General features: G+C 67.5%; 21 protein-coding genes. 12 read left to right on the plus strand and 9 right to left on the minus strand.

The annotated features are described in order from the left end of the window. Window positions 1–56 precede the first annotated feature (56 nt). On the minus strand, window positions 57–1634 hold the full coding sequence (locus tag ACN0RJ_RS04065; protein WP_417723479.1) for a lysine--tRNA ligase: 1578 nt from the start codon (window positions 1632–1634) through the stop codon (window positions 57–59). A gap of 98 nt (window positions 1635–1732) precedes the next feature. Here ACN0RJ_RS04065 and ACN0RJ_RS04070 point away from each other — a divergent pair, with 98 nt between their 5' ends. Together ACN0RJ_RS04070 and ACN0RJ_RS04075 are read left to right on the plus strand one after the other, a co-directional pair. Further along, window positions 1733–2158, plus strand: a complete 426-nt coding sequence (locus ACN0RJ_RS04070) for a tellurite resistance TerB family protein (protein WP_417719365.1) — start codon at window positions 1733–1735, stop codon at window positions 2156–2158. Window positions 2159–2277: 119 nt separating this feature from the next. Continuing rightward, window positions 2278–2706: a L,D-transpeptidase gene (locus ACN0RJ_RS04075; protein ID WP_417719366.1), complete on the plus strand. Its 429-nt coding sequence runs from the start codon at window positions 2278–2280 to the stop codon at window positions 2704–2706. Window positions 2707–2712: 6 nt separating this feature from the next. Here ACN0RJ_RS04075 and dacB read toward each other — a convergent pair whose 3' ends face one another. From dacB to ACN0RJ_RS04090, 3 genes are all read right to left on the minus strand, one after another. Continuing rightward, entirely contained in the window at window positions 2713–4218 is a 1506-nt protein-coding gene (gene dacB, locus ACN0RJ_RS04080) for a D-alanyl-D-alanine carboxypeptidase/D-alanyl-D-alanine-endopeptidase (RefSeq protein ID WP_417723480.1), read from the minus strand. A gap of 58 nt (window positions 4219–4276) precedes the next feature. Beyond that, complete coding sequence (locus ACN0RJ_RS04085) at window positions 4277–4894, minus strand: nicotinate-nucleotide adenylyltransferase (protein WP_417723481.1); 618 nt, start codon at window positions 4892–4894, stop codon at window positions 4277–4279. 108 nt (window positions 4895–5002) lie between these two features. Beyond that, window positions 5003–7396, minus strand: coding sequence for a methyl-accepting chemotaxis protein (locus tag ACN0RJ_RS04090; protein ID WP_417723482.1), 2394 nt, complete (start codon window positions 7394–7396; stop codon window positions 5003–5005). A gap of 183 nt (window positions 7397–7579) precedes the next feature. Between ACN0RJ_RS04090 and ettA the strand changes: the two genes are divergently transcribed. The 3 genes from ettA (at window position 7580) to ACN0RJ_RS04105 (ending at window position 10086) form a co-directional block, all read left to right on the plus strand. After that, on the plus strand, window positions 7580–9235 hold the full coding sequence (gene ettA, locus ACN0RJ_RS04095; RefSeq protein WP_417719370.1) for an energy-dependent translational throttle protein EttA: 1656 nt from the start codon (window positions 7580–7582) through the stop codon (window positions 9233–9235). Window positions 9236–9430: 195 nt separating this feature from the next. After that, window positions 9431–9751 (plus strand): hypothetical protein, encoded by a 321-nt coding sequence (locus ACN0RJ_RS04100; protein WP_417723483.1) that lies wholly within the window; start codon window positions 9431–9433, stop codon window positions 9749–9751. Next, window positions 9748–10086 (plus strand): hypothetical protein, encoded by a 339-nt coding sequence (locus ACN0RJ_RS04105; RefSeq protein WP_417723484.1) that lies wholly within the window; start codon window positions 9748–9750, stop codon window positions 10084–10086. The genes ACN0RJ_RS04100 and ACN0RJ_RS04105 overlap by 4 nt, the downstream gene beginning before the upstream one ends. Window positions 10087–10304: 218 nt before the next feature. Here the strand turns inward: ACN0RJ_RS04105 and ACN0RJ_RS04110 are convergent, their stop codons facing one another. After that, window positions 10305–10781, minus strand: coding sequence for a DUF2938 domain-containing protein (locus tag ACN0RJ_RS04110; protein WP_417723485.1), 477 nt, complete (start codon window positions 10779–10781; stop codon window positions 10305–10307). Between the two features lie 228 nt (window positions 10782–11009). Between ACN0RJ_RS04110 and ACN0RJ_RS04115 the strand changes: the two genes are divergently transcribed. Further along, entirely contained in the window at window positions 11010–11216 is a 207-nt protein-coding gene (locus ACN0RJ_RS04115; protein ID WP_417719373.1) for a cold-shock protein, read from the plus strand. Window positions 11217–11351: 135 nt separating this feature from the next. Continuing rightward, window positions 11352–12482 carry a geranylgeranyl reductase family protein gene (locus tag ACN0RJ_RS04120; protein WP_417723486.1) on the plus strand — a complete coding sequence of 377 codons (1131 nt, stop codon included), beginning with the start codon at window positions 11352–11354 and terminating at the stop codon, window positions 12480–12482. Here the strand turns inward: ACN0RJ_RS04120 and ACN0RJ_RS04125 are convergent. Beyond that, entirely contained in the window at window positions 12479–13081 is a 603-nt protein-coding gene (locus ACN0RJ_RS04125; RefSeq protein ID WP_417719375.1) for a CDP-alcohol phosphatidyltransferase family protein, read from the minus strand. The two genes, ACN0RJ_RS04120 and ACN0RJ_RS04125, sit on opposite strands and share 4 nt — an antisense overlap. A gap of 124 nt (window positions 13082–13205) precedes the next feature. Between ACN0RJ_RS04125 and ACN0RJ_RS04130 the strand changes: the two genes are divergently transcribed. The 5 genes from ACN0RJ_RS04130 (at window position 13206) to ACN0RJ_RS04150 (ending at window position 16838) form a co-directional block, all read left to right on the plus strand. Next, on the plus strand, window positions 13206–13580 hold the full coding sequence (locus tag ACN0RJ_RS04130) for a winged helix-turn-helix domain-containing protein (protein WP_417723487.1): 375 nt from the start codon (window positions 13206–13208) through the stop codon (window positions 13578–13580). Window positions 13581–13643: 63 nt separating this feature from the next. After that, on the plus strand, window positions 13644–14414 hold the full coding sequence (modA, locus tag ACN0RJ_RS04135; RefSeq protein WP_417723488.1) for a molybdate ABC transporter substrate-binding protein: 771 nt from the start codon (window positions 13644–13646) through the stop codon (window positions 14412–14414). A gap of 10 nt (window positions 14415–14424) precedes the next feature. Continuing rightward, window positions 14425–15117, plus strand: coding sequence for a molybdate ABC transporter permease subunit (gene modB / locus ACN0RJ_RS04140; protein WP_417723489.1), 693 nt, complete (start codon window positions 14425–14427; stop codon window positions 15115–15117). Further along, the gene (modC, locus tag ACN0RJ_RS04145; RefSeq protein WP_417723490.1) at window positions 15114–16202 is read left to right on the plus strand and encodes a molybdenum ABC transporter ATP-binding protein; all 1089 of its coding nucleotides are present in this window, start codon (window positions 15114–15116) and stop codon (window positions 16200–16202) included. Before modB ends, modC begins: the two co-directional genes overlap by 4 nt. Before the next feature lie 45 nt (window positions 16203–16247). After that, window positions 16248–16838 (plus strand): thymidine kinase, encoded by a 591-nt coding sequence (locus ACN0RJ_RS04150; RefSeq protein WP_417719380.1) that lies wholly within the window; start codon window positions 16248–16250, stop codon window positions 16836–16838. Between the two features lie 6 nt (window positions 16839–16844). On the opposite strand, the gene ACN0RJ_RS04155 is transcribed toward ACN0RJ_RS04150, so the two are convergent. From ACN0RJ_RS04155 to proC, 3 genes are read right to left on the minus strand one after another with little or no spacing between them, the layout of a single operon-like run. Then, on the minus strand, window positions 16845–17807 hold the full coding sequence (locus ACN0RJ_RS04155) for a 2-hydroxyacid dehydrogenase (protein WP_417723491.1): 963 nt from the start codon (window positions 17805–17807) through the stop codon (window positions 16845–16847). Further along, on the minus strand, window positions 17804–18142 hold the full coding sequence (locus ACN0RJ_RS04160) for a tRNA-binding protein (RefSeq protein WP_417723492.1): 339 nt from the start codon (window positions 18140–18142) through the stop codon (window positions 17804–17806). Before ACN0RJ_RS04160 ends, ACN0RJ_RS04155 begins: the two co-directional genes overlap by 4 nt. Beyond that, window positions 18135–18950: a pyrroline-5-carboxylate reductase gene (gene proC / locus ACN0RJ_RS04165; RefSeq protein ID WP_417723493.1), complete on the minus strand. Its 816-nt coding sequence runs from the start codon at window positions 18948–18950 to the stop codon at window positions 18135–18137. The genes ACN0RJ_RS04160 and proC overlap by 8 nt, the downstream gene beginning before the upstream one ends. Window positions 18951–18986: the final 36 nt, after the last annotated feature.

Genomic DNA, 18986 nt, shown 5'->3' on the forward strand with positions numbered 1-18986 from the left:
GGGCCGGGAGTGGATTCCACGCCCGACCCGGTATTCCTCCAGCGATGGCAGCCGTGTCAGACCAGCTCGCCCGCGGTTGCCTTGCGGATAAGCGCCGCCGTCTCGGTCACGCCGTAAAGCGCGATGAACCCGCCGAAGCGCGGGCCCTGGCTCTGCCCCAGAAGCACCTCGTAGAGCGCCTTGAACCACTCGCGCAGGTTCTCGAACCCGTGTTCCTTGCCGACCGCAAAGACCAGCGTCTGCAGGGACTCGTCGTCGACGGTACCGTCATAGGCTTCAAGCCGCGCGGCAAGATCCTCCATCGCCGCCCGCTCCTGCGCGTCCGGCGCCCGGAACTGCTTGGAGGGCTTCACGAAATCCTGATAGTAGCGCACCGCGAAACCGGCCGCCTGATCCAGGTCGCGATTGTCGTGGGGCGTGGCCTCCGGCGCGTAGCGGCGGATGAAGGCCCACATGCTGTCCTTGTCCTCGGCCCCGGCGGCGGAAGCCAGGTTCAGCAGCATCGAGAACGGCACCACCATCTTCGATTCCGGCACGTCGCCGCCGTGAATGTGCCAGACCGGGTTGGCCAGCTTCTGCGTGTCGTCCTGATCCGGGTAGGCGCGCAACTGCTGGTGATACTCGTCCACCGCCTTGGGGATCACGTCCCACCACAGCCGCTTGGCGGTCTTGGGCTTCTGGTACATGAAATAGCTCAGCGACTCGGACGAGGCATAGGTCAGCCATTCGTCGATCGACAGGCCGTTGCCCTTGGATTTGCTGATCTTCTGCCCCTGATCGTCGAGGAACAATTCGTAGGTGAAATGCTCCGGCGGGCGCACCCCGAGGGTCCGGCAGATGCCGTCGTAGATCGGCGTGTTGGTGGAATGATCCTTGCCGTACATCTCGAAATCGACATCGAGCGCCGCCCAGCGTGCGCCGAAATCCGGCTTCCACTGCAGCTTCACGTTGCCGCCCGTGACCGGGAGCGTCCACTCCCTTCCGTCATCGTCGTCGAAGGTGATCGTCCCCTCGGTAGCATCCACCGCCTTCACCGGCACGTAGAGAACCCGACCGGTTTCCGGGTGGATCGGCAGGAAGATCGAATAGGTCTGCTGGCGCTCGTCGCGCAGCGACTTCAGCATGATCGCCATGAGGTCGTCGTATTTCTCGACGCAGCGCAGCAGGATCTCGTCGAACTTGCCGGACTTGTAGAACTCCGTCGCCGAGTAGAAATCGTACTGGAACCCGAAGGTGTCGAGAAACCGGCGCAGCATGGCGTTGTTGTGGTGCCCGAAGCTTTCGAATTCCTCGAACGGGTCCGGAACGCTGGTCAGCGGGCGCTGCAGATTCTCCTGCAGCAACGCCTGGTTCGGCACGTTCTCGGGCACCTTGCGCATCCCGTCCATGTCGTCGGAAAAGCAGATCAGCCGCGTCGGAATGTCCGAGATCAGCTCGAACGCCCGGCGGATCATCGTGGTCCGCGCCACCTCGCCGAAGGTGCCGATATGGGGCAGGCCGGAGGGGCCGTAGCCCGTCTCGAACAGCACGTACCCCTTCTCGGGCGCCTTCTTCTCGTAGCGTTTCAGCACCCGGCGCGCTTCTTCAAAAGGCCACGCCTTCGAGGTCATTGCTGCGTCGCGCAGTGCGGACATGAGAGATACTCCTTGGTATACAGGCGTCCGGGTCCTATTGCAGGGCAGCGGCAGCGTCAATAAATTGTCGCCAGCAACCAGAGAAAGAAGAGCAGACGATGTCCCAGCCCGAGCCCCACCCGCTCACCCCGCAGGATTGCCTCGTGGCCCTGATGATCGCCGTGTCCGCTTCGGACGAGAATCTGCGCACCGCCGAGCTGGTGAAAATCGACAGCGCCGTCAACAACCTGCCGGTCTTTGCCGATTACGACATGGAGCGCGTCAGCACCATGTCGTCGCTGGTGTTCGACCTGTTCGAACAGGAAGACGGGCTGGATGCCCTCTTCGGCCTGATCCGCGACAACCTGCCGGAACGGCTGTTCGAAACCGCCTATGCACTGGCCTGCGACGTTGCAGCCGCCGACGGCACCCTGCGCGAGGAGGAACTGCGCCTGCTCGAGGAAATCCGCTACGAACTGGACCTCGACCGGTTGCACGCGGCGGCCATCGAACGCGGCGCCCGCGCCCGCCACATGAGCGCCTGACCCGCGCGGCCTGACCAGGGGTCAGGTTTCCCGGACTTTCCCGACCCCGGCGCAACGAGCTAAAAGAAAACAGGCATATTCAGCCATTTTCGACTGCTCATTGCACACCGGGGGATATTATGAACCGCTTTGCCTTCACGCTCGCCGGAGCGTTGATCCTGTGCCTTCTGCCGATCATCGGCGCCGCCGCGCCGCTTGTCGCAAAGGTCGACATCTCGGACCAGACCATGACCGTGATCTACAACGGCAAGGTCGCCTACAGCTGGCCGGTGTCCACTGCCCGCAAGGGCAAGTGGACACCGCGCGGCGCCTTCACCGCGCAGCACCTGTCCCGGCACCACAAGTCCAGCCTCTACGACAATGCGCCGATGCCCTACTCGATCTTCTTCCGCGGGAATTACGCGATCCACGGCACCAACCAGATCGGCCGTCTCGGCCGGCCGGCCTCGGCAGGTTGCGTGCGCCTTCACCCGGATCACGCCGCGCGCCTCTTCGCGCTCGCCCGCGAAGTGGGACCCCGGAACATGCAGGTCGTCATCCGCAACTGACGGACGTCAGCCCGCGTAGAGCACGCCCCAGCGCTGGATCAGGGCCTGTTGAAGCGCCTTGGCCCGCGCATTCCAGCTGGCGGCACCATCGGGCCGCTCCCGCTCCGCACGGGTCAGCTTTGCGCGGCGGTCGAGATCGCCGCAGAAGATCGCAAAGGCCAGCTCCCTGCCGTCGTCGAGATCCACGAACCCGGCCAGACCGCTCACGAAATTCAGCGTGCCGGTCTTGGCGTGAATGGACATTCCGGCGTTGCGCACCGCGCGGCGGTTGTCATCCAGCACCGGGATCGCCTTGAGCAAGGGTTTCAGCCCCAGCCGTTTGCGCACGTCCGTCAGTGCCCTTGCCATGTCTGCCGCCGCGATCCGGCTGTCGTCGCCCAGCCCGGAATGGTCGATGAGCGCCACATGCGTGAGGCCCAGCGTCTCGCGCGCCCAGGCCGACATCTCCTCGGCCGAGGAACGGATCGACACCACCGCGCCCTTGCGTTTCCGCGTCGCCGACATCCCGACGACCTCCGCCGTGAGGTTGGTGGACCATTTCAGCATGTCGCGCAGGATGATGCGCAGCGGCGCACTTTCGCGCGACGCCACCACCGTTCCCCCCGGCGAGGTCGGCGTGACCTCCGGCGCGGGCAGCACGACCCCCTTGCCCACGGACAGCGCGCGGAACACCTCGCCCGCGTAAAGCTCGGGCTTGCGCACAGGCAGCCAGCGCGACCCGCCATTGCCGAGCGCATTGCGCGCCACGGTCCATTCGTCGCGGCCGTTGCTGTCGGCATAGGTATAGACCGGCAGACTGCGGGCGATGACCGCCATATGCGCCATCTCGACGGCCGGCCGCAGGGTTTCGGAGCGCGCATCCATGCTCACGCTGTAATCTTTGCCGCCCTTCTTCCACTCGAAATGCACGCGGTTGTAGTTGAGGTTCAGCCCGGAAACCGCCGGATTGTAGCCGACATGCTCGGGCTGCTCGGGGTCGATCGCCGCAGAGTAGGGCAGAGCGTCACCACAGACGAGGAACCGCCCCGACACCTTGCGCACACCGGCCTTGGCCAGGTCGGAGACAAGCGAGGCGAGCCCGTCGGTGTCGAGCGTCGGATCGCCGCCGCCCACGAGGACGATATCGCCCTTGACCGTTCCCTCCTCGACCGGACCCGTGGTCAGGACGACCGTGGAAAAATGGTGCCCCGGCCCCAGCGCTTCCAGCGCATAAGAGGCAGTGAGCGCCTTGGCCACGCTCGCCGGCGGCATCCCGGTTTCGGCACCGTGCCCCTCGAGCAGGGTGTCGGAGCCGGTGTCGATGACCGAAAAGCCGACCGTTCCGTCCAGTTTGGCCCGCGCGATCAGATCCTCGATCGACGGCAGGGACCGCAACCGCAGGTCCTCGCCGCGCGCCACGGGCCTCAGCGACGAGGAGAGTGGCGTGACGGCATGCGCGGGCCCTGTCGCGGCAACGACCGCTGCCGCGCTCGAGGTGAACAGAAACCTGCGTCTCGAAATGTCAAACATCATGCCCGTGATTTAACCCGTTCCGCAGGGGTCCGACAAGGTTGTGCACATGCCGGACCGATCACGTCTTCGCTCCGGCCCGCCTTGCGCGCAGCGCGGAGGAGCTGAGCGGGCTCATCGGCATGTTCACGAAGCACCACGCCGGGGGCGCCGCGCGGGCGAGCAGCCCGGCGTCGCGCGCCGGAAGTCGCGACAGCCTGAGCACCGTGGCCGCGACCGAGCCCCGCGCGGCAAGCCGGCTGCCCGGCCGCGCCAGAACCCCGATCGGCACCTGTCCGGCGATGCCGCGCCAGTCGTCCCAGAGGTGGAACTGCGCGAGGTTGTCTGCCCCCATCAACCAGACGAAGCGCGTCGCGGGAAAGGCCTCCTTCATCGCGGCGATCGTGCGCGCCGTGCACCTCGTGCCGACCCGAGCCTCGAAATCGCTCACGATGACGCGGGGGTGATCCATCAGGGTACGCGCCGCCGCCATCCGCTCGTCCAGCGGCGCGGGGCCGCGGGCCTTGAGCGGATTGCCGGGGCTGACCAGCCAGATGACCCGGTCGAGGCGGAACCGGCGCAGCGCCTCCAGCGTCAGGTTCACGTGCCCGGCATGCGGCGGATCGAACGATCCGCCCAGAAGCCCGACCGCCTGTCCGGGTTCCACATGGAATCCGTTCTGATATGCATCCCAACGCATCCGGCGCCTTCTCCTGCCTCCGTTCGCAGAGAGTCACCGGAACGCGCTGAACTTCAACCGGAATCTGCACCACGCCGGCCCGACGCGGGTGCGCGTTGCGTCCAGGGGTCAGAAATCCTCCCACATGTCGTGGCCGCCGGCGGTGGCGATCCTGGCGGGTGGTGCGGTCTTTGCCGCAGGCCCCGGCTTCTGCTCCTCCCACCCGTCGGCGGTCCCGGGACGGTCGCGTCTCCGGTCTGGCTGGCCCGCATGGACCGGGTCGGGCAGGATCTGTTCCGAGAGCCCCTCGAACCGGGAGACGAGGCCTTTCAACGTGGCAGCCTTGTCCAGCAGCGTCCGCGCAGCCGCCGCGCTTTCCCCGACCATGGCCGCATTCTGCTGCGTGACCTCGTCGAGCATGGCGATGCCGGAATTGATCTCCGCAAGACCCGTCGATTGCTCGGAGGCGCCCACGGCAATGTCCTGCACCTGCGAGGTCACGCCCACGATCTCGGAGCGGATCTTTTCGATCGCCCCGCCCATTTCCGAGACCAGCTTCACGCCGTTGCTCACGCTCGTGTTGGAATTCACGATCAGGCTGCGGATTTCCGCGGCGCTGTCGGAGGAACGCTGCGCCAGGGCTCGCACTTCGGAGGCGACCACCGCAAAGCCCCGGCCGACCTCCCCCGCGCGCGCCGCTTCGACCCCGGCGTTGAGAGCCAGGAGGTTGGTCTGGAAGGCGATATCTTCCATCACCCGGATGATCTGTCCGATCTGCTTGGACGAATCCTCGATGCTCGACATCGCCTCCACCGCGCGGGTCCGCACCTCTTCGCCACGTTCGGCGGCGGCGGCGGCGGCCCCGATCGACACCACGATGGCATTGGCGCCTTCGGAGGTGGATTTCACGTTGGAGGTGATCTGTTCCATCGCGGCGGCGGTCTCCTCCAGCGTGGCTGCCTGGTTTTCGGTGCGCTGCGACATCCGGTCGGCATTTTCGCTCATCTCGCCCGCGTCGCTGTCGATGCTCCGCGCGCTGTCGCGCAGTTCGGAAACCACGCCGGCGAGAGAATCGACCGTCGCGTTGAAATCGCGGCGCAGTGCCTCGTAATCGCTGCCCATGGGCGCTTCGATGCGGCAATCAAGCCGCCCCCCGGAAAGGTCGGACAGCGCTCGGCTCAGACGGTCCACGACCTCGCGCTGCTGGCGCCCCAGCGCCTCCCGTTCGTCCGACGCCTTGCGCCCCTCGACAAGGTCGCGCTTGAAGCTTTCGAGCGCGCGGGCGATGTCGCCGATCTCGTCTCCCGTCCTTGTCTGGTCGATGGGCGTGTCGAAATCGCCGTCCGACATTGCGCGCACGCTTTCCGACAGAAGGGTGATGCGGCTGGTCAGGATTCGCGCCAGGGCCACGGCCAGCAGCGTCACGACAAGCGCGACGATGCCCAGCATCATGAGCGTGAGGTTCCGCAACTCACGGGTGGCCACCATTGCCTCGCTCATGTCCTGTTCCAGCACGAATCCGAAGCTGGACCCGGCGAACCCGGCCTGGTCGGTCAAGGCGATCACCGGATTCCCGGAAAGCCCCGGTACACCGCTTACATAGGTCGTCTCCCCGCGTGCAGCGGCCGCGACCTGCGTCAGGTCCGGCAGCGGATCGAGCGCCTCATATCCGCGCTCGCCGTCCCTGTCGTTGAGCGCCCGGCCCTGATGATCCACCAGGTAGACGACCCCGGTCCGGCCGAGGAGGTCCGACCCGGCAAGGACGGTGGCCATGTTGTCGACCGGAATTTGCAGGGCCAGAACCCCGATCCGCTTGCCGTCATTGGAAAACACCGGAATTGCGGCGAACTTCGCGGCCGCTCCGGCGCTCGGGGCGTAGCGCGCGAAGTCGGAGAAATACACCGTCCCGCGATCCGCCGCGATCGAGGCGGCGACCGCTTCGCCGAGGCCGGTCGCCGCATAGGGTCCGGTCAGGAAGTTCGTGGCGAAATCGTTTTCCTTGAACACGGTGTAGACGAGATTGCCCTCGAGATCGAAGAGGAACAGGTCGTAGTATCCGCCCTCCTGCTGGAAGGACCGGAACCCGGGGTGAAAGCCGGCGTGGATGCGGCTCCAGCTCGATCCGTCGCCCGCGTCGTCCAGCGCATCCTTGCTGCCGACCGGATTGGGGTTGTCCTCTATATAGGCGCGCTGAAGTTCAGTGCCGGCGGCCGCCCCCATGCCGTGCCAGGCGGAGGCGAAGAGCGGCAGCGCCCGCTGGACCGAATTGCTCAGCGACAGCGACCTGAGATCGGATCCGATCCCGGTCATCCATGACTGCAGGGCATGTTCCCGATCCCCCAGGACCTGTTCGAAGGCGATGCGGCGCTGCACCTCGAGCGAGGTTGCAGCGTGATAGTAGCTGATCATCACCACGGCAGCCGTCACGAGGACCGTTGGAACGCTGATCAGGATGGGCATCTTCCACTTGAGTTTCAGACGCTTCCACTTGCTTCTGCGGTATTTCCGAATGGGTTCGCTCACGGCACTGCTCCCGGCACTGGCCAATCCCCCGCCTTCGTGCGGGGGCCTCCGGGTCCCCTCATGCCGTCAAATTCCTTTCGATCGGCTTAAGTTGGCACCGCGCGTCCACGGCTTGCCAGTTTGCCATTTTCTTTCGCCCGGTCGGGTGCGATACAGCCGCCCTGACTCACACCGGAGGACGACATGGCCACCTATCAATACGTCTACCACATGGATGGCGTCTCCAAGACCTATCCCGGCGGCAAGAAATGCTTCGAGAACATCAAACTCAGCTTCCTGCCCGGGGTGAAGATCGGTGTCGTCGGTGTGAACGGCGCCGGCAAGTCGACGCTGATGAAGATCATGGCCGGGACCGACAAGGATTTCTCGGGCGAAGCCTGGGCCGCGGAGGGTGTGCGCGTCGGCTACCTGCCGCAGGAACCGCATCTCGACCCGGCGCTGACCGTGCGCGAGAACGTCATGCTGGGCGTGGCGGAAAAGAAGGGCAAGCTCGACAAATACAACGAGCTGGCAATGAATTACAGCGACGAGACCGCCGACGAGATGGCCGCGCTGCAGGATCAGATCGACGCCGAGAACCTCTGGGATCTCGACAGCCAGATCGACGTCGCGCTCGAGGCGCTGCGCTGCCCGCCCGACGATGCCGACGTGACCACCCTGTCGGGCGGTGAGCGCCGCCGCGTCGCGCTGTGCAAGCTGCTGCTCGAAGCGCCCGAGATGCTGCTGCTCGACGAACCGACCAACCACCTCGACGCCGAGACGATCGCCTGGCTGCAGAACCACCTGATCGAGTACAAGGGTACGATCCTGATCGTCACCCACGACCGTTACTTCCTCGATTCGATCACAGGCTGGATTCTCGAACTGGACCGCGGTCGCGGCCTGCCCTACGAGGGCAACTATTCCGCCTGGCTCGATCAGAAGGCCAAGCGTCTCCAGCAGGAAGCGCGCGAGGACAAGGCCAAGCAGAAGACGCTGGAACGCGAACTCGAATGGATGCGGCAGGGTGCCAAGGCCCGGCAGGCAAAGTCCAAGGCCCGCATCCAGTCCTACGAGAAACTGGCGGACCAGTCCCTGCGCGAGCGTGTCGGCAAGGCCCAGATCGTCATTCCGCACGGCGAACGGCTCGGCCAGAAGGTGATCGAGGTCGAGAACCTGACCAAGCACATGGGCGACAAGCTCCTGATCGAGGATCTGAGCTTTTCCATCCCCCCCGGCGGCATCGTCGGCGTGATCGGTCCCAACGGCGCGGGCAAGTCCACGCTGTTCAAGATGATCACCGGCCAGGAAACCCCGGATTCCGGCTCCATCGAACTCGGCACCACGGTGCAGCTTTCCTATGTCGACCAGTCGCGCGACGATCTCGACCCGGATGCCAACGTCTGGGAAGCGATTTCCGGCGGGGCGGAACTGATCAAGCTTGGTGACGCGGAGATCAACTCCCGCGCCTATTGCGGCGCCTTCAACTTCAAGGGCAGCGACCAGCAGAAGAAGGTCGGCCTGCTGTCCGGCGGCGAACGCAACCGCGTTCACATGGCCCGGCTTCTGAAGGAGGGCGGCAACGTCATCCTGCTCGACGAACCGACCAACGATCTCGACGTGGAAACCCTGCGGGCGCTCGAAGATGCGCTGGTCGACTTCGCCGGCTGCGCCGTGGTCATCTCGCACGACCGGTTCTTCCTCGACCGGATCTGCACGCATATCCTCGCATTCGAGGGCGATGCGCATGTGGAATGGTTCGAGGGCAACTTCGAAGACTACGAAGAAGACAAGAAGCGGCGGCTCGGCGCGGATGCGCTGGAACCCAAGCGCGTGAAGTTCAAGAAGTTCTCGCGGTAATTCCTTACCGCATCGGCAACTTCAAGAAGACTTCCCCGACTCCGGACGCAACCGGGGTCGGGGAGTTGCGGCGAAGACAAGACACTTCATTTGACGCTTTCGGATTTCCGGAAATAGTGAAATCGCCATCCGGCGTCAGGGAATTTTACGATGACCATTTTTCGAATTGCGGCATTCGTCGCCTTCATTCTGCCTATGCCTGCCTTCGCGGCGACCTTCACCATAGAGGTCTACGCCCAATCCATCGGCACGGTCAGCGCCGCCGAAACCTACCTCGCGACAGATCCCGCTGCCGTGGCGCGATACACCGCCACCACTCTGCCGCTGATCGAGGCCGCCGGAACCGGCACGCCGCTCAGCACGGTTCCGAGCTTCGCCACCTACATTTCCGGGAATGCGCCCCAGACCTTCCAGAATACGCTCTACGTCATCCGGGGCCCGCACGCCCTCACTCCGGCGGTTCACACCTATTCCATCAGCGCCAACGACGGGTATCAACTGACCATCGGGGCGTGACCGTGCTGAGCGGCAACGCTCAGACCGCGCTGGACCCGCGTCGCAATACGCAGAGCCTCGTGTCGGCGACCGCAAACCCGGACGGCGGCACCAAGGATTTCGAACTGATCTACTACAACAACGCCTCGGGCGGTCACATGAATCTGCTGATGGACGAGACCTTCGTCACGCCTGCGTCCAGCGCCGTGCCGCTCCCCGCCGCGTTTCCGCCGCTTCTCGGCGCGCTCGGCGTCATGGGCGGGGCGGTCCCCTCCGGCGCCGGCGCAAGTCCGCAGTCTGAGGCGGGTAGTACCGCACGCCATCGGGGCACTCCCGTTTTCGGGGCGCCTTTTTGATGCTGCGCGTCCCGCAGTCCGGAGTTCGCGCAGGGCAACTACCGGAATCCCCGACCTGACGGCGGGGCGCGGTTGCGGCAGACTATCCCCATTGTTCAGGACATTGACGGAGGCCCGCATGAAACCCCGCATTCGCATCAAGACGCCACCAGCGCCGGCCGCCGAAGCACCGCCGTTCCGCTTTACCGACTGGGCGATGATCTGACCGTGCGCCGGGATCAGATCGTCAGCGCCACGAGCCACATCCCGAGGCCGAAGACCGTATGCGTCACCAGCCCGAGCGCCCGTCCCTTCCAGGGTGTCGGCGTTTTCGACAGGGCCGTACCGAGGCCCATTCCGGGCTGAAGCAGGAACCAGCCGGCCGCGATCGTTACGAGGGCAAAGATCCAGACCGGCACGAACGTGGGGGCGGCCAGCCAACCGGCCCCCGCAAGCAGCGCCCAGATGATCCCGTAGGCGATCCCGACGCCGTAATGCACCGCCCAGCCCAGCGCCAGCTCGCCCTGAACGGGAGCGACCGCCGCGATGTCGTCGTGAAAGACCCGGCCCTCGGGCAGGTGCCCGGCCCAGCGTCCGACATTGGCCCAGTTCGGCTTGCCCTGTCCGAAAACCCGGTTCAGGACAATCGCCCAGAGGTCCATCGCCACCGTTCCGCCAAGCCCCATCGCGACACCGGCCGCCACCAATCCGAACATCTCTCACACTCCTGTTTGCGCTCGCGGATGATTGGGCCAGAGACAGCCTGCAGGCAAGCCCGGCGGCAAAATTCCTTGCACCGAATCCCTGCATGTGAGATGTGGTTGCCCGCTACGTTCTTCTACTTCGACGACCCTGTCCTATCCGGCCAAGTCACTCGAACACGACGACAATGCCGCGCTGCCGCACTCCCGCGGGCAGCATACTCAGGATAAAGGGTCACACCCATGGCAACTGGCACCGTGAAGTGGTTCAACACCACCAAAGGTTACGGCTTCATCGCCCCCGATGGCGGCTCCAAGGACGTGTTCGTCCACATTTCCGCTGTCGAGCGCTCCGGCCTGACCGGCCTGCAGGACAACCAGAAGGTCACCTACGATCTTCAGGCTGGCCGCGATGGCCGCGAAAGTGCCGTCAACATTCAGCTCGCCTGAAGCAGACGCACCTGTACGGATTTCAAAGCCCGGCTGCCCCGCGACAGCCGGGCTTTTTCGTGCCCTCCGCGCCGGGATGCCGGGGGCCGCGACACGGGAAGGACCGGCCACCCGGTCGCGCCGAGGGGGGCCGCCGTGACCACCGCCTTTGACGTGATCGTTCTGGGGGCGGGACCCGCCGGGTCCGCCGCCGCGATCGGGGCCGCCCGCGCCGGCCTTCGCACCGCCATCGTCGACCGCGCGGTCTTTCCCCGCGACAAGCTGTGCGGCGGCCTCTTGACCGCGCGCGCCCTTGCCCGGATCGACGCCCTCGCGCCGCTGCCGCCCGACGCTCTGGACCGTCACGACCGCATCGTCTTTTTCCGCCACGGGCAGCCGCTGGGCGAGGTGTCGGGCTGCCCGCCGGTGCACCTGACGACGCGCCTGTCTCTCGACCATCACCTGTTGCAGGCGGCGCTCGCCGCCGGGGTGACCGACCTGACCGGCACCCGCGTCGCCGGGATCGAGGCGGGCCACCTTCGCCTGCACGACGGCACGGCGCCCGGCTTTTCGATCCTCATCGGCGCCGACGGGGTCGCCAGCCCGACGGCGCGGCACCTGTTCGGTCGGGCCTTCGATCACGCGACCATCGGCTTCGCGCTGGAGGTCGAAACGCCCCCGTCCGACGACCGCACCCTGCGGATCGACTTCGACGCCGCTGTCGCCGGGTACGGCTGGCGCTTTCCGAAATCCGGCGGCACGACCATCGGGGTCGGCGGCCTGCACCGTTGCAACCCCGACCTCGGCGCGCGCATGTCGGACTACCTGTCCCTGCTGGGCGCCTCCGGGTCCGCGCGGGTCAAGGGCCATTTCCTGCCGTTCGGCGCAGTGCGCAGGCATCCCGGGCGCGGAAATATCCTGCTCGCCGGAGACGCCGCCGGGCTGGTCGACCCGATCACCGGCGAAGGCATCGCCCACGCCCTGCACAGCGGCAGCCTCGCGGCGCGGGCCTGCGCGGAGGCGTTGCGCGCCGGGTCGCCGGGCAGTGCCTATGGCCACTACCGCCGGTCGCTTGTCCCGCTGCATCGCGAACTGGCCTGGGCGCGGATGCTTCGGCACCTCGTCTTCTCGCCCCGTGCCGCCGACCGCTTTGCCCGCGCCTTTCGCCGGTCGGATCCGGCCCGGCAACGCTACATGCGCCTTCTGGCGGGCGAGATGGGCTACCCGGCCTTCGTCGGCCTGTCGCTGGCACGCCTCCCCCGCCACCTGCTTGCAGGCCGGAGCTAGAAACTGCGCCACCCCGCCAGAAGCCGCGAGAGCGTGGTGAGCGCGCAGGCGCAGGCAAAGATCCAGGCCAGCAGCGCGAACTGCGACGGCAGCAGGCAGAAGAGCACGAACAGCGCGATGGTCTCCGCCCCTTCCGTCAACCCGCCGAGGTAAAAGATGCCCTTGGCGGGATAGTCGTCCGAGGTCATGCCCCGCCGCTCCGCGATCAGCGAAAACGCGAGGAACGACGACCCGGTGCCGACGAAACTGACCACCAGCGCGGCGGCGGCGAGGGCATTGGCCCCCGGATCGGCAAGGGCAAATCCCAGCGGAAACAGCGCGTAGAACAGGAAATCCAGCGCGATGTCGAGGAACGCGCCCCGGTCCGTGGGCCGCGTCATCCGCGCCACCTCGCCATCCAGACCATCGGCCAGCCGGTTCCCGGCCAGCGCGGCCAGGGCCGCCAGCGGCCAGCCCGACGCGGCAAACACCACCCCAGCCAACCCCACCGCGAACCCGGCGAGCGTGATCGCATCGGCCCCGACGCCACCCGCCACGAGCGCGCGGGCAACCGGGCGCAACAGGCGGCGCTGAAAGGGAAGCAGGACGGCGTCGAACATCGGGCCTCGCGCGGCAAATCTTGCGGGCCTGCACCTTGGCCTGCTGCCGGGGGCGGCACAAGCGCCCTCTCGAGCGCCTCGCGCTCTTGTCATGGCTCCGGCGATACCGGACACTCCGCCCACCATGACAGCGCTTCCCGATCCCCTCCCTGCCCGCCTTTCCCTCCGCCTGCGGTTCGGGGAGGTCATGATCGGGCCGGGCAAGGCCGACCTCCTCGAACATATCCGCGAAACCGGCTCCATCGCGGCGGCAGGGCGAGCCATGGGCATGAGCTACAAGCGCGCCTGGAGCCTGGTGGAACAGATGAACGCCGCCTTCCGCGCCCCGCTGGTGGCGCGGTCGCGGGGCGGCACGAGGGGCGGCGGCGCCGAACTGACCGAAACCGGCGCCCGCGTCCTGTCCCACTACCGCCAGCTCGAAGCGCGCGCGATCGCGGCCGGCTCCGGCGACATCGCGGCCCTGCGCGACCTGCTGGCCGATATGTCCGAAGGAAAATAACGCTTGCCCGAGGGACGATCCCGAGCGATATGTTCCGCAAGACATATCCGGATCGGGGGCCTCATGCATCTCATCAGAACCGCTGTCCTGCGCACGCTTGCCGTCGCCGCCACCTGCCTCGGCCTTGCCGCGACGGCCGAAGCGCAGATCACCGTCTTCGCCGCCGCCAGCCTCAAGAACGCCCTGGACGAGATCGCCCCCGCCTACGAAACCGAAACCGGAGAGAATCTGGCGGTGTCGCTGGCCGGGTCCTCCGCGCTGGCCCGCCAGATCGGCCTCGGCGCACCGGCGGATGTCTTCATCTCCGCCAACACCGACTGGATGGACAGGCTGGCGGAAGACGGGGCCATCCGGCCGGAAACCCGTGTCGAGCTGCTGTCGAACCGCCTCGTGCTGGTCGCGCACCGGCCGGCCGAGGCGGTCGTGATCGGCCCGGCGCTCGACCTCGCCGGGCTTCTCGACGGCGGGCACCTGGCGATGGCGCTGGTCGATGCGGTCCCGGCGGGGATCTACGGCAAGGCCGCGCTCACCTCGCTCGGGCTCTGGGACGGCGTTGCGCCGATGGTCGCCCAGACCGACAACGTCCGCGCCGCGCTCGCCCTCGTGGCCTCCGGAGAGGCGCCGCTCGGCATCGTCTACGCCTCCGACGCGGTGGCCGACCCCGGCGTCACCGTTCTCGGCACCTTTCCGGCGGACAGCCATCCCGAAATCCTCTATCCGGCCGCCCTGACCACCCGCGCCGCCCCCGAAGCGGCAGGTTTTCTCGATTTCCTGCAAGGGCCTGTTGCGCGCGCCGCGTTCGAACGGCAGGGTTTCACCGTCCTGACGGAGTAGACCCCACCCCATGATCCTGTTCGGCCCGGAAGAATGGCAGGCCATCGCCCTGTCCCTGCGCGTGTCGGTCTGGGCCACGGTCTGTTCGCTGCCGCTCGGCGTGTTCCTGGCCTATGCGCTCGCGCGCTGGCGCTTTCCCGGCAAGCAGATCCTCAACGGGCTGGTGCACCTGCCGCTGATCCTGCCGCCGGTCGTGACCGGCTACATCCTGCTGCTCACCTTCGGGACCCAAGGGCCGGTGGGCCGTTTGCTTCAGGAGGTCGGAATCGTCCTGGCCTTTCACTGGACCGGTGCCGCGCTGGCGGCCGGGATCATGGGCTTTCCCCTGATGGTGCGGGCGATCCGCCTCTCCATCGACGCGGTGGACCCGAAACTCGAGCAGGCCGCCTCGACCCTCGGGGCGTCGCGCGGCTGGGTCTTCGTCACCGTCACCCTGCCGCTGATCCTGCCGGGGGTGCTGGCGGGGGCGATCCTCGCCTTTGCCAAGGCGATGGGCGAATTCGGCGCCACCATCACCTTCGTGTCGAACATCCCCGGCCAGACGCGCACGCTGCCCTCGGCCATCTACGCCTTTCTGCAGGTGCCGGGGGGCGAAGGCGCGGCGATCCGGCTGGTGATCGTCTCGGTCGTGCTCGCCCTCGCCGCGCTGTTCCTGTCCGAGGCGATCTCGCGCCGCGTGGCAGCGCGGGTGGCGGGCGCATGACCGTCTCCATTTCGCTCAGGCACGATTTCGGGGCCTTCCGGCTGGACATCGGGATCGAGGCCCCGCCCGGCCTGACCGTGCTGTTCGGGCGCTCCGGCTCCGGCAAGACCAGCGTCATCAACGCGGTCGCCGGGCTGCTGCGCCCGGATTCCGGGCGTATCGTCATCGGCGACCGGGTGCTGCAGGACAGCGCGCGCGGGCTCTGGCTGCCGGTCCACCGGCGCCGGCTCGGCTACGTGTTCCAGGAATCCCGCCTGTTTCCGCATCTGTCGGTCCGGGCCAACCTGCTCTACGGCCAGCGCTTCGCCCGCCGCCGTGCCGGCGGACCGGACCCCGGCCTCGTGGTGGATCTGCTCGGCATATCCCACCTGCTCGACCGGCGCCCCGGCGCGTTGTCCGGCGGAGAGCGGCAGCGGGTCGCGCTCGGGCGCGCGCTTCTGGCACGGCCCGACGTGCTGCTTGCGGACGAACCCTTTGCCGCACTGGACGAAGCCCGCAAGGCCGAGATCCTGCCCTATTTCGAGCGCCTCCGGGACGAGACCGACCTTCCCATCCTCTACGTCAGCCATTCCGCCGCCGAGGTCGCGCGGCTCGCCACCTCGGTCGTCGTGCTTCAGGATGGCAAGGTGGTGCGGCAGGGTTCGGCCGCCGATGTCCTGAGCGATCCCGAGGTCACGCCGCTCGGGGTGCGCCACGCCGGAGCCCTGCTGGAAACCCGGGTCCTGGCACACCACCCCGACGGGCTCAGCGAATTGCAGGCGGGCGGCATCCGCCTGCTTCTGCCGCAGGTCGACCGCGCCCCCGGCGAGGCGATCCGGGTGCATATCGAAGCGCAGGACGTCATGCTCTCGCTGACGCGCCCCGAGGGTATCTCGGCCCTCAACATCCTCCCCGCGACGGTGCAGACGCTGCGCATGGGCCAGGGTCCGGGCGCGCTGGTGCAGCTCGACGCGGGCGGCAACCGGCTGCTCGCGCGGATCACCCGGCGCTCGGCCTCGGCGCTGGACCTGCAGCCGGGCAAGGCGGTCTTTGCCGTGCTCAAGGCCGTTGCCGTCGCGCGCGAGAACGTGGCCGACGGGCGATAGCCGCGGACCTTGCGTCCGGGCGCGGGCTGCGGCAAGGCTGCGGCCATGGCCAAGCTGCATTTCAATTATTCGACCATGAACGCGGGCAAGTCGACGCTGCTCCTCCAGGCGGCGCACAACTACCGCGAACGGGGGATGGAGGTTCACCTTCTGACCGCGGCGCTGGATCACCGCGCCGGCGAGGGGCGGATCGGCTCCCGGATCGGGCTCGGGCAACCTGCGGACATGTTCGCGCCCGACGACGACCTTTTCACGCGCCTCTCGGACCGGCTCGACCGGGGCCCGCTGGCCTGCATCTTCGTCGACGAGGCGCAGTTCCTGACCGAAGCCCAGGTCTGGCAGCTGGCGCGGGTGGTCGACGACCTGAACGTGCCGGTGATGGCCTACGGGCTGCGGGTCGATTTCCGCGGCCGGCTGTTCCCCGGATCGGCCGCCCTGCTCGCCCTCGCCGACACCCTTCGCGAGATCCGCACGATCTGCCATTGCGGACGCAAGGCGACGATGGTGATCCGGCAGGATGCCGCCGGGAATGTCGTGACCGACGGCGCACAGGTGCAGATCGGCGGGAACGAGACCTATGTTTCGCTCTGCCGCAAGCACTGGCGCGACGCGATGGGCGACGACCGCCCTGCCTGAGCCGGGTCAGACCGGGTTCGGAACCGCCTCTCCGGCAAAGAAGGCGCGCAGGTTCGCGACCGCCATCCGCCCCATGCTCTCGCGCACTTCGAGCGTTGCCGTGCCGAGATGCGGCAGCAGCGTGACGTTGTCGAGCGCGCGCAGCGCCGCCGGCACGTCGGGTTCGTGTTCGTAGACATCCAGCCCCGCCCCCGCGATCCGCCCCGCCTGCAGCGCGTCGATCAACGCGGTTTCGTCGACGATGTCGCCCCGCGCGATGTTGACCAGATGCGCCGTCGGCTTCATCGCGCCGAGGATTTCGGCATCCACCGCGTGGTGCGTTTCCGGGCTGGCGGGCATCGCGATGACAAGCACGTCCACCTGCGCCGCCAGATCGACCGCCGACTTCACGTAGCGGGCCGGAAACTCAAGCGTCTTCTCGGACCGGCTCGCATAGGCGACCGTCATGCCGAAGCCGAAATGGGCCCGCCGCGCGATGGCCTGCCCGATCCGGCCCATCCCGAGGATTCCGACCGTCTTGCCGGTCATGTGCAACCCCAGCATCTGCACGGGGTGCCAGCCCTGCCAGCCGCCCGACCGCACCAGGCGCTCGCCCTCCGCCGCGCGGCGGCAGGACATCAGCATGAGCGTCAGCGCCACGTCCGCCGTGGCATCCGTCACGGCCCCCGGCGTGTTCGTCACCACCAGCCCCGCCGACCGCGCCGCCGCGATGTCGATGTGATTGTACCCCACCCCGAAGTTGGCAAGGATGCGCGCCCGCACTTCCCCCGCGGCCGCCGCCGCCGCAAAGACCCCGCCCGAGTAGCGGTCCCCGAGGGTCGGCAGTACGCCGTCAAAGTCCAGAAGGCTCTCGACCATCTCCTCCCGGCTCATCGGATCGGGGCGGTCGCGGTAGGTGATGTCGAAGAGGGAGCGGGCCTCCTCGACCACGCGTTCGGGCAGGTTCCGGGCGATCAGGACGCGGGTCAATGCAGGCGCCCTCCCACCGGGACGGCCTGATCCGGCGTCGCAAGGACGATGGCACCGGTCTCGTCCTCGAACCCGAGGGTGAGGCATTCCGACATGAACGGGCCGATCTGGCGGGGCGGGAAGTTGACCACCGCCATGACCAGCGTCCCGACGATGGTTTCGGGGGTGTAATGCACGGTGATCTGCGCCGAGCATTTCCTTTCCCCGATCTCGGGCCCGAAATCGATCCAGAGCTTGATCGCGGGCTTGCGGGCCTCGGGGAAGGGCTCGGCCCGCACCACGCGGCCCACCCGGATGTCGACCTTGAGAAAGTCGTCGATCCCGATCTCAACCATTGGCCAGCTCGCGCGAGCGGTCCGCCGCGGCGGCCACCGTCGCCTTCATCAGCGGCGGCAGCCCGGTAGCGGCATCCATCAGCACCTCCAGACCGGCCTGCGTCGTGCCGTTGGGTGAGGTCACGTTCCGCCGGAGCTGAGCCGGGTCCTCGCCCGCCTGCATCGCCAGCGCTCCGGCACCCGCAACGGTCGCCCGAGCGAGCTGCAGGGCAAGCGCGGGCGCCAGCCCCTGCGCCTCGCCCGCCGCCGCAAGGCATTCGATCATGTGAAAGACATAGGCCGGTCCGGACCCGCTGACCCCGGTCACCGCATCCATCTGGCCTTCCCCTTCGAGTCGCACGACCTCGCCCACCGCCGACAGCAGCGCCTCCGCCGAGGCCAGGTCGGCCTCGTCTGCCCGCGCGTTGCCGGCAATGGCGGTGATGCCCTGCCCCACCGCGGCGGGCGTGTTGGGCATGGCGCGGATGATCGGCGTCCGCTCGCCCAGCATCTCCTCGTAGCGGGCGATGGTGACCCCGGCGGCCACCGACAGAAACAGCGTTCCGCCATTGCCGTAGCCCTTCAGCGTCGGCAGCGCTTCGGCCATCATCTGCGGCTTGACCGCGACCAGCACGATGGCGGGCGACTCCGGCAGCGCGGCATTCAGATGCACGCCCTGCGCGCGCAGCCAATCCGACGGATGGGGGTCGTTCACCCAGACCGACGTCGGCGGCAGGCCGCGCTTCAGCCACCCTTCGAGCATGGCCGACCCCATTTTACCGCAGCCCAGCAGGACCAGGCCGCGGCGTGCGATGTCACCGTCTTTCATCGTGTCGTCTCCCTGTTCTGTCGACACTCTGGCGCG

The sequence above is a fragment of the Salipiger sp. genome (assembly GCF_048261495.1).
In the GTDB taxonomy this organism is placed as follows: domain Bacteria; phylum Pseudomonadota; class Alphaproteobacteria; order Rhodobacterales; family Rhodobacteraceae; genus Salipiger.

Excerpts from the sequence above, each read along its gene's own strand:
- ACN0RJ_RS04065 (WP_417723479.1), bottom strand. The coding sequence starts at position 1,634 with ATGTCCGCACTGCGCGACGCAGCAATGACCTCGAAGGCGTGGCCTTTT.
- ACN0RJ_RS04075 (WP_417719366.1), top strand. The coding sequence starts at position 2,278 with ATGAACCGCTTTGCCTTCACGCTCGCCGGAGCGTTGATCCTGTGCCTT.
- ACN0RJ_RS04100 (WP_417723483.1), top strand. The coding sequence starts at position 9,431 with ATGCCTGCCTTCGCGGCGACCTTCACCATAGAGGTCTACGCCCAATCC.
- ACN0RJ_RS04125 (WP_417719375.1), bottom strand. The coding sequence starts at position 13,081 with ATGTTCGACGCCGTCCTGCTTCCCTTTCAGCGCCGCCTGTTGCGCCCG.
- ettA (WP_417719370.1), top strand. The coding sequence starts at position 7,580 with ATGGCCACCTATCAATACGTCTACCACATGGATGGCGTCTCCAAGACC.
- proC (WP_417723493.1), bottom strand. The coding sequence starts at position 18,950 with ATGAAAGACGGTGACATCGCACGCCGCGGCCTGGTCCTGCTGGGCTGC.
- modC (WP_417723490.1), top strand. The coding sequence starts at position 15,114 with ATGACCGTCTCCATTTCGCTCAGGCACGATTTCGGGGCCTTCCGGCTG.
- ACN0RJ_RS04150 (WP_417719380.1), top strand. The coding sequence starts at position 16,248 with ATGGCCAAGCTGCATTTCAATTATTCGACCATGAACGCGGGCAAGTCG.
- modA (WP_417723488.1), top strand. The coding sequence starts at position 13,644 with ATGCATCTCATCAGAACCGCTGTCCTGCGCACGCTTGCCGTCGCCGCC.
- ACN0RJ_RS04115 (WP_417719373.1), top strand. The coding sequence starts at position 11,010 with ATGGCAACTGGCACCGTGAAGTGGTTCAACACCACCAAAGGTTACGGC.
- ACN0RJ_RS04130 (WP_417723487.1), top strand. The coding sequence starts at position 13,206 with ATGACAGCGCTTCCCGATCCCCTCCCTGCCCGCCTTTCCCTCCGCCTG.
- ACN0RJ_RS04160 (WP_417723492.1), bottom strand. The coding sequence starts at position 18,142 with ATGGTTGAGATCGGGATCGACGACTTTCTCAAGGTCGACATCCGGGTG.
- dacB (WP_417723480.1), bottom strand. The coding sequence starts at position 4,218 with ATGATGTTTGACATTTCGAGACGCAGGTTTCTGTTCACCTCGAGCGCG.
- ACN0RJ_RS04070 (WP_417719365.1), top strand. The coding sequence starts at position 1,733 with ATGTCCCAGCCCGAGCCCCACCCGCTCACCCCGCAGGATTGCCTCGTG.
- modB (WP_417723489.1), top strand. The coding sequence starts at position 14,425 with ATGATCCTGTTCGGCCCGGAAGAATGGCAGGCCATCGCCCTGTCCCTG.
- ACN0RJ_RS04110 (WP_417723485.1), bottom strand. The coding sequence starts at position 10,781 with ATGTTCGGATTGGTGGCGGCCGGTGTCGCGATGGGGCTTGGCGGAACG.
- ACN0RJ_RS04085 (WP_417723481.1), bottom strand. The coding sequence starts at position 4,894 with ATGCGTTGGGATGCATATCAGAACGGATTCCATGTGGAACCCGGACAG.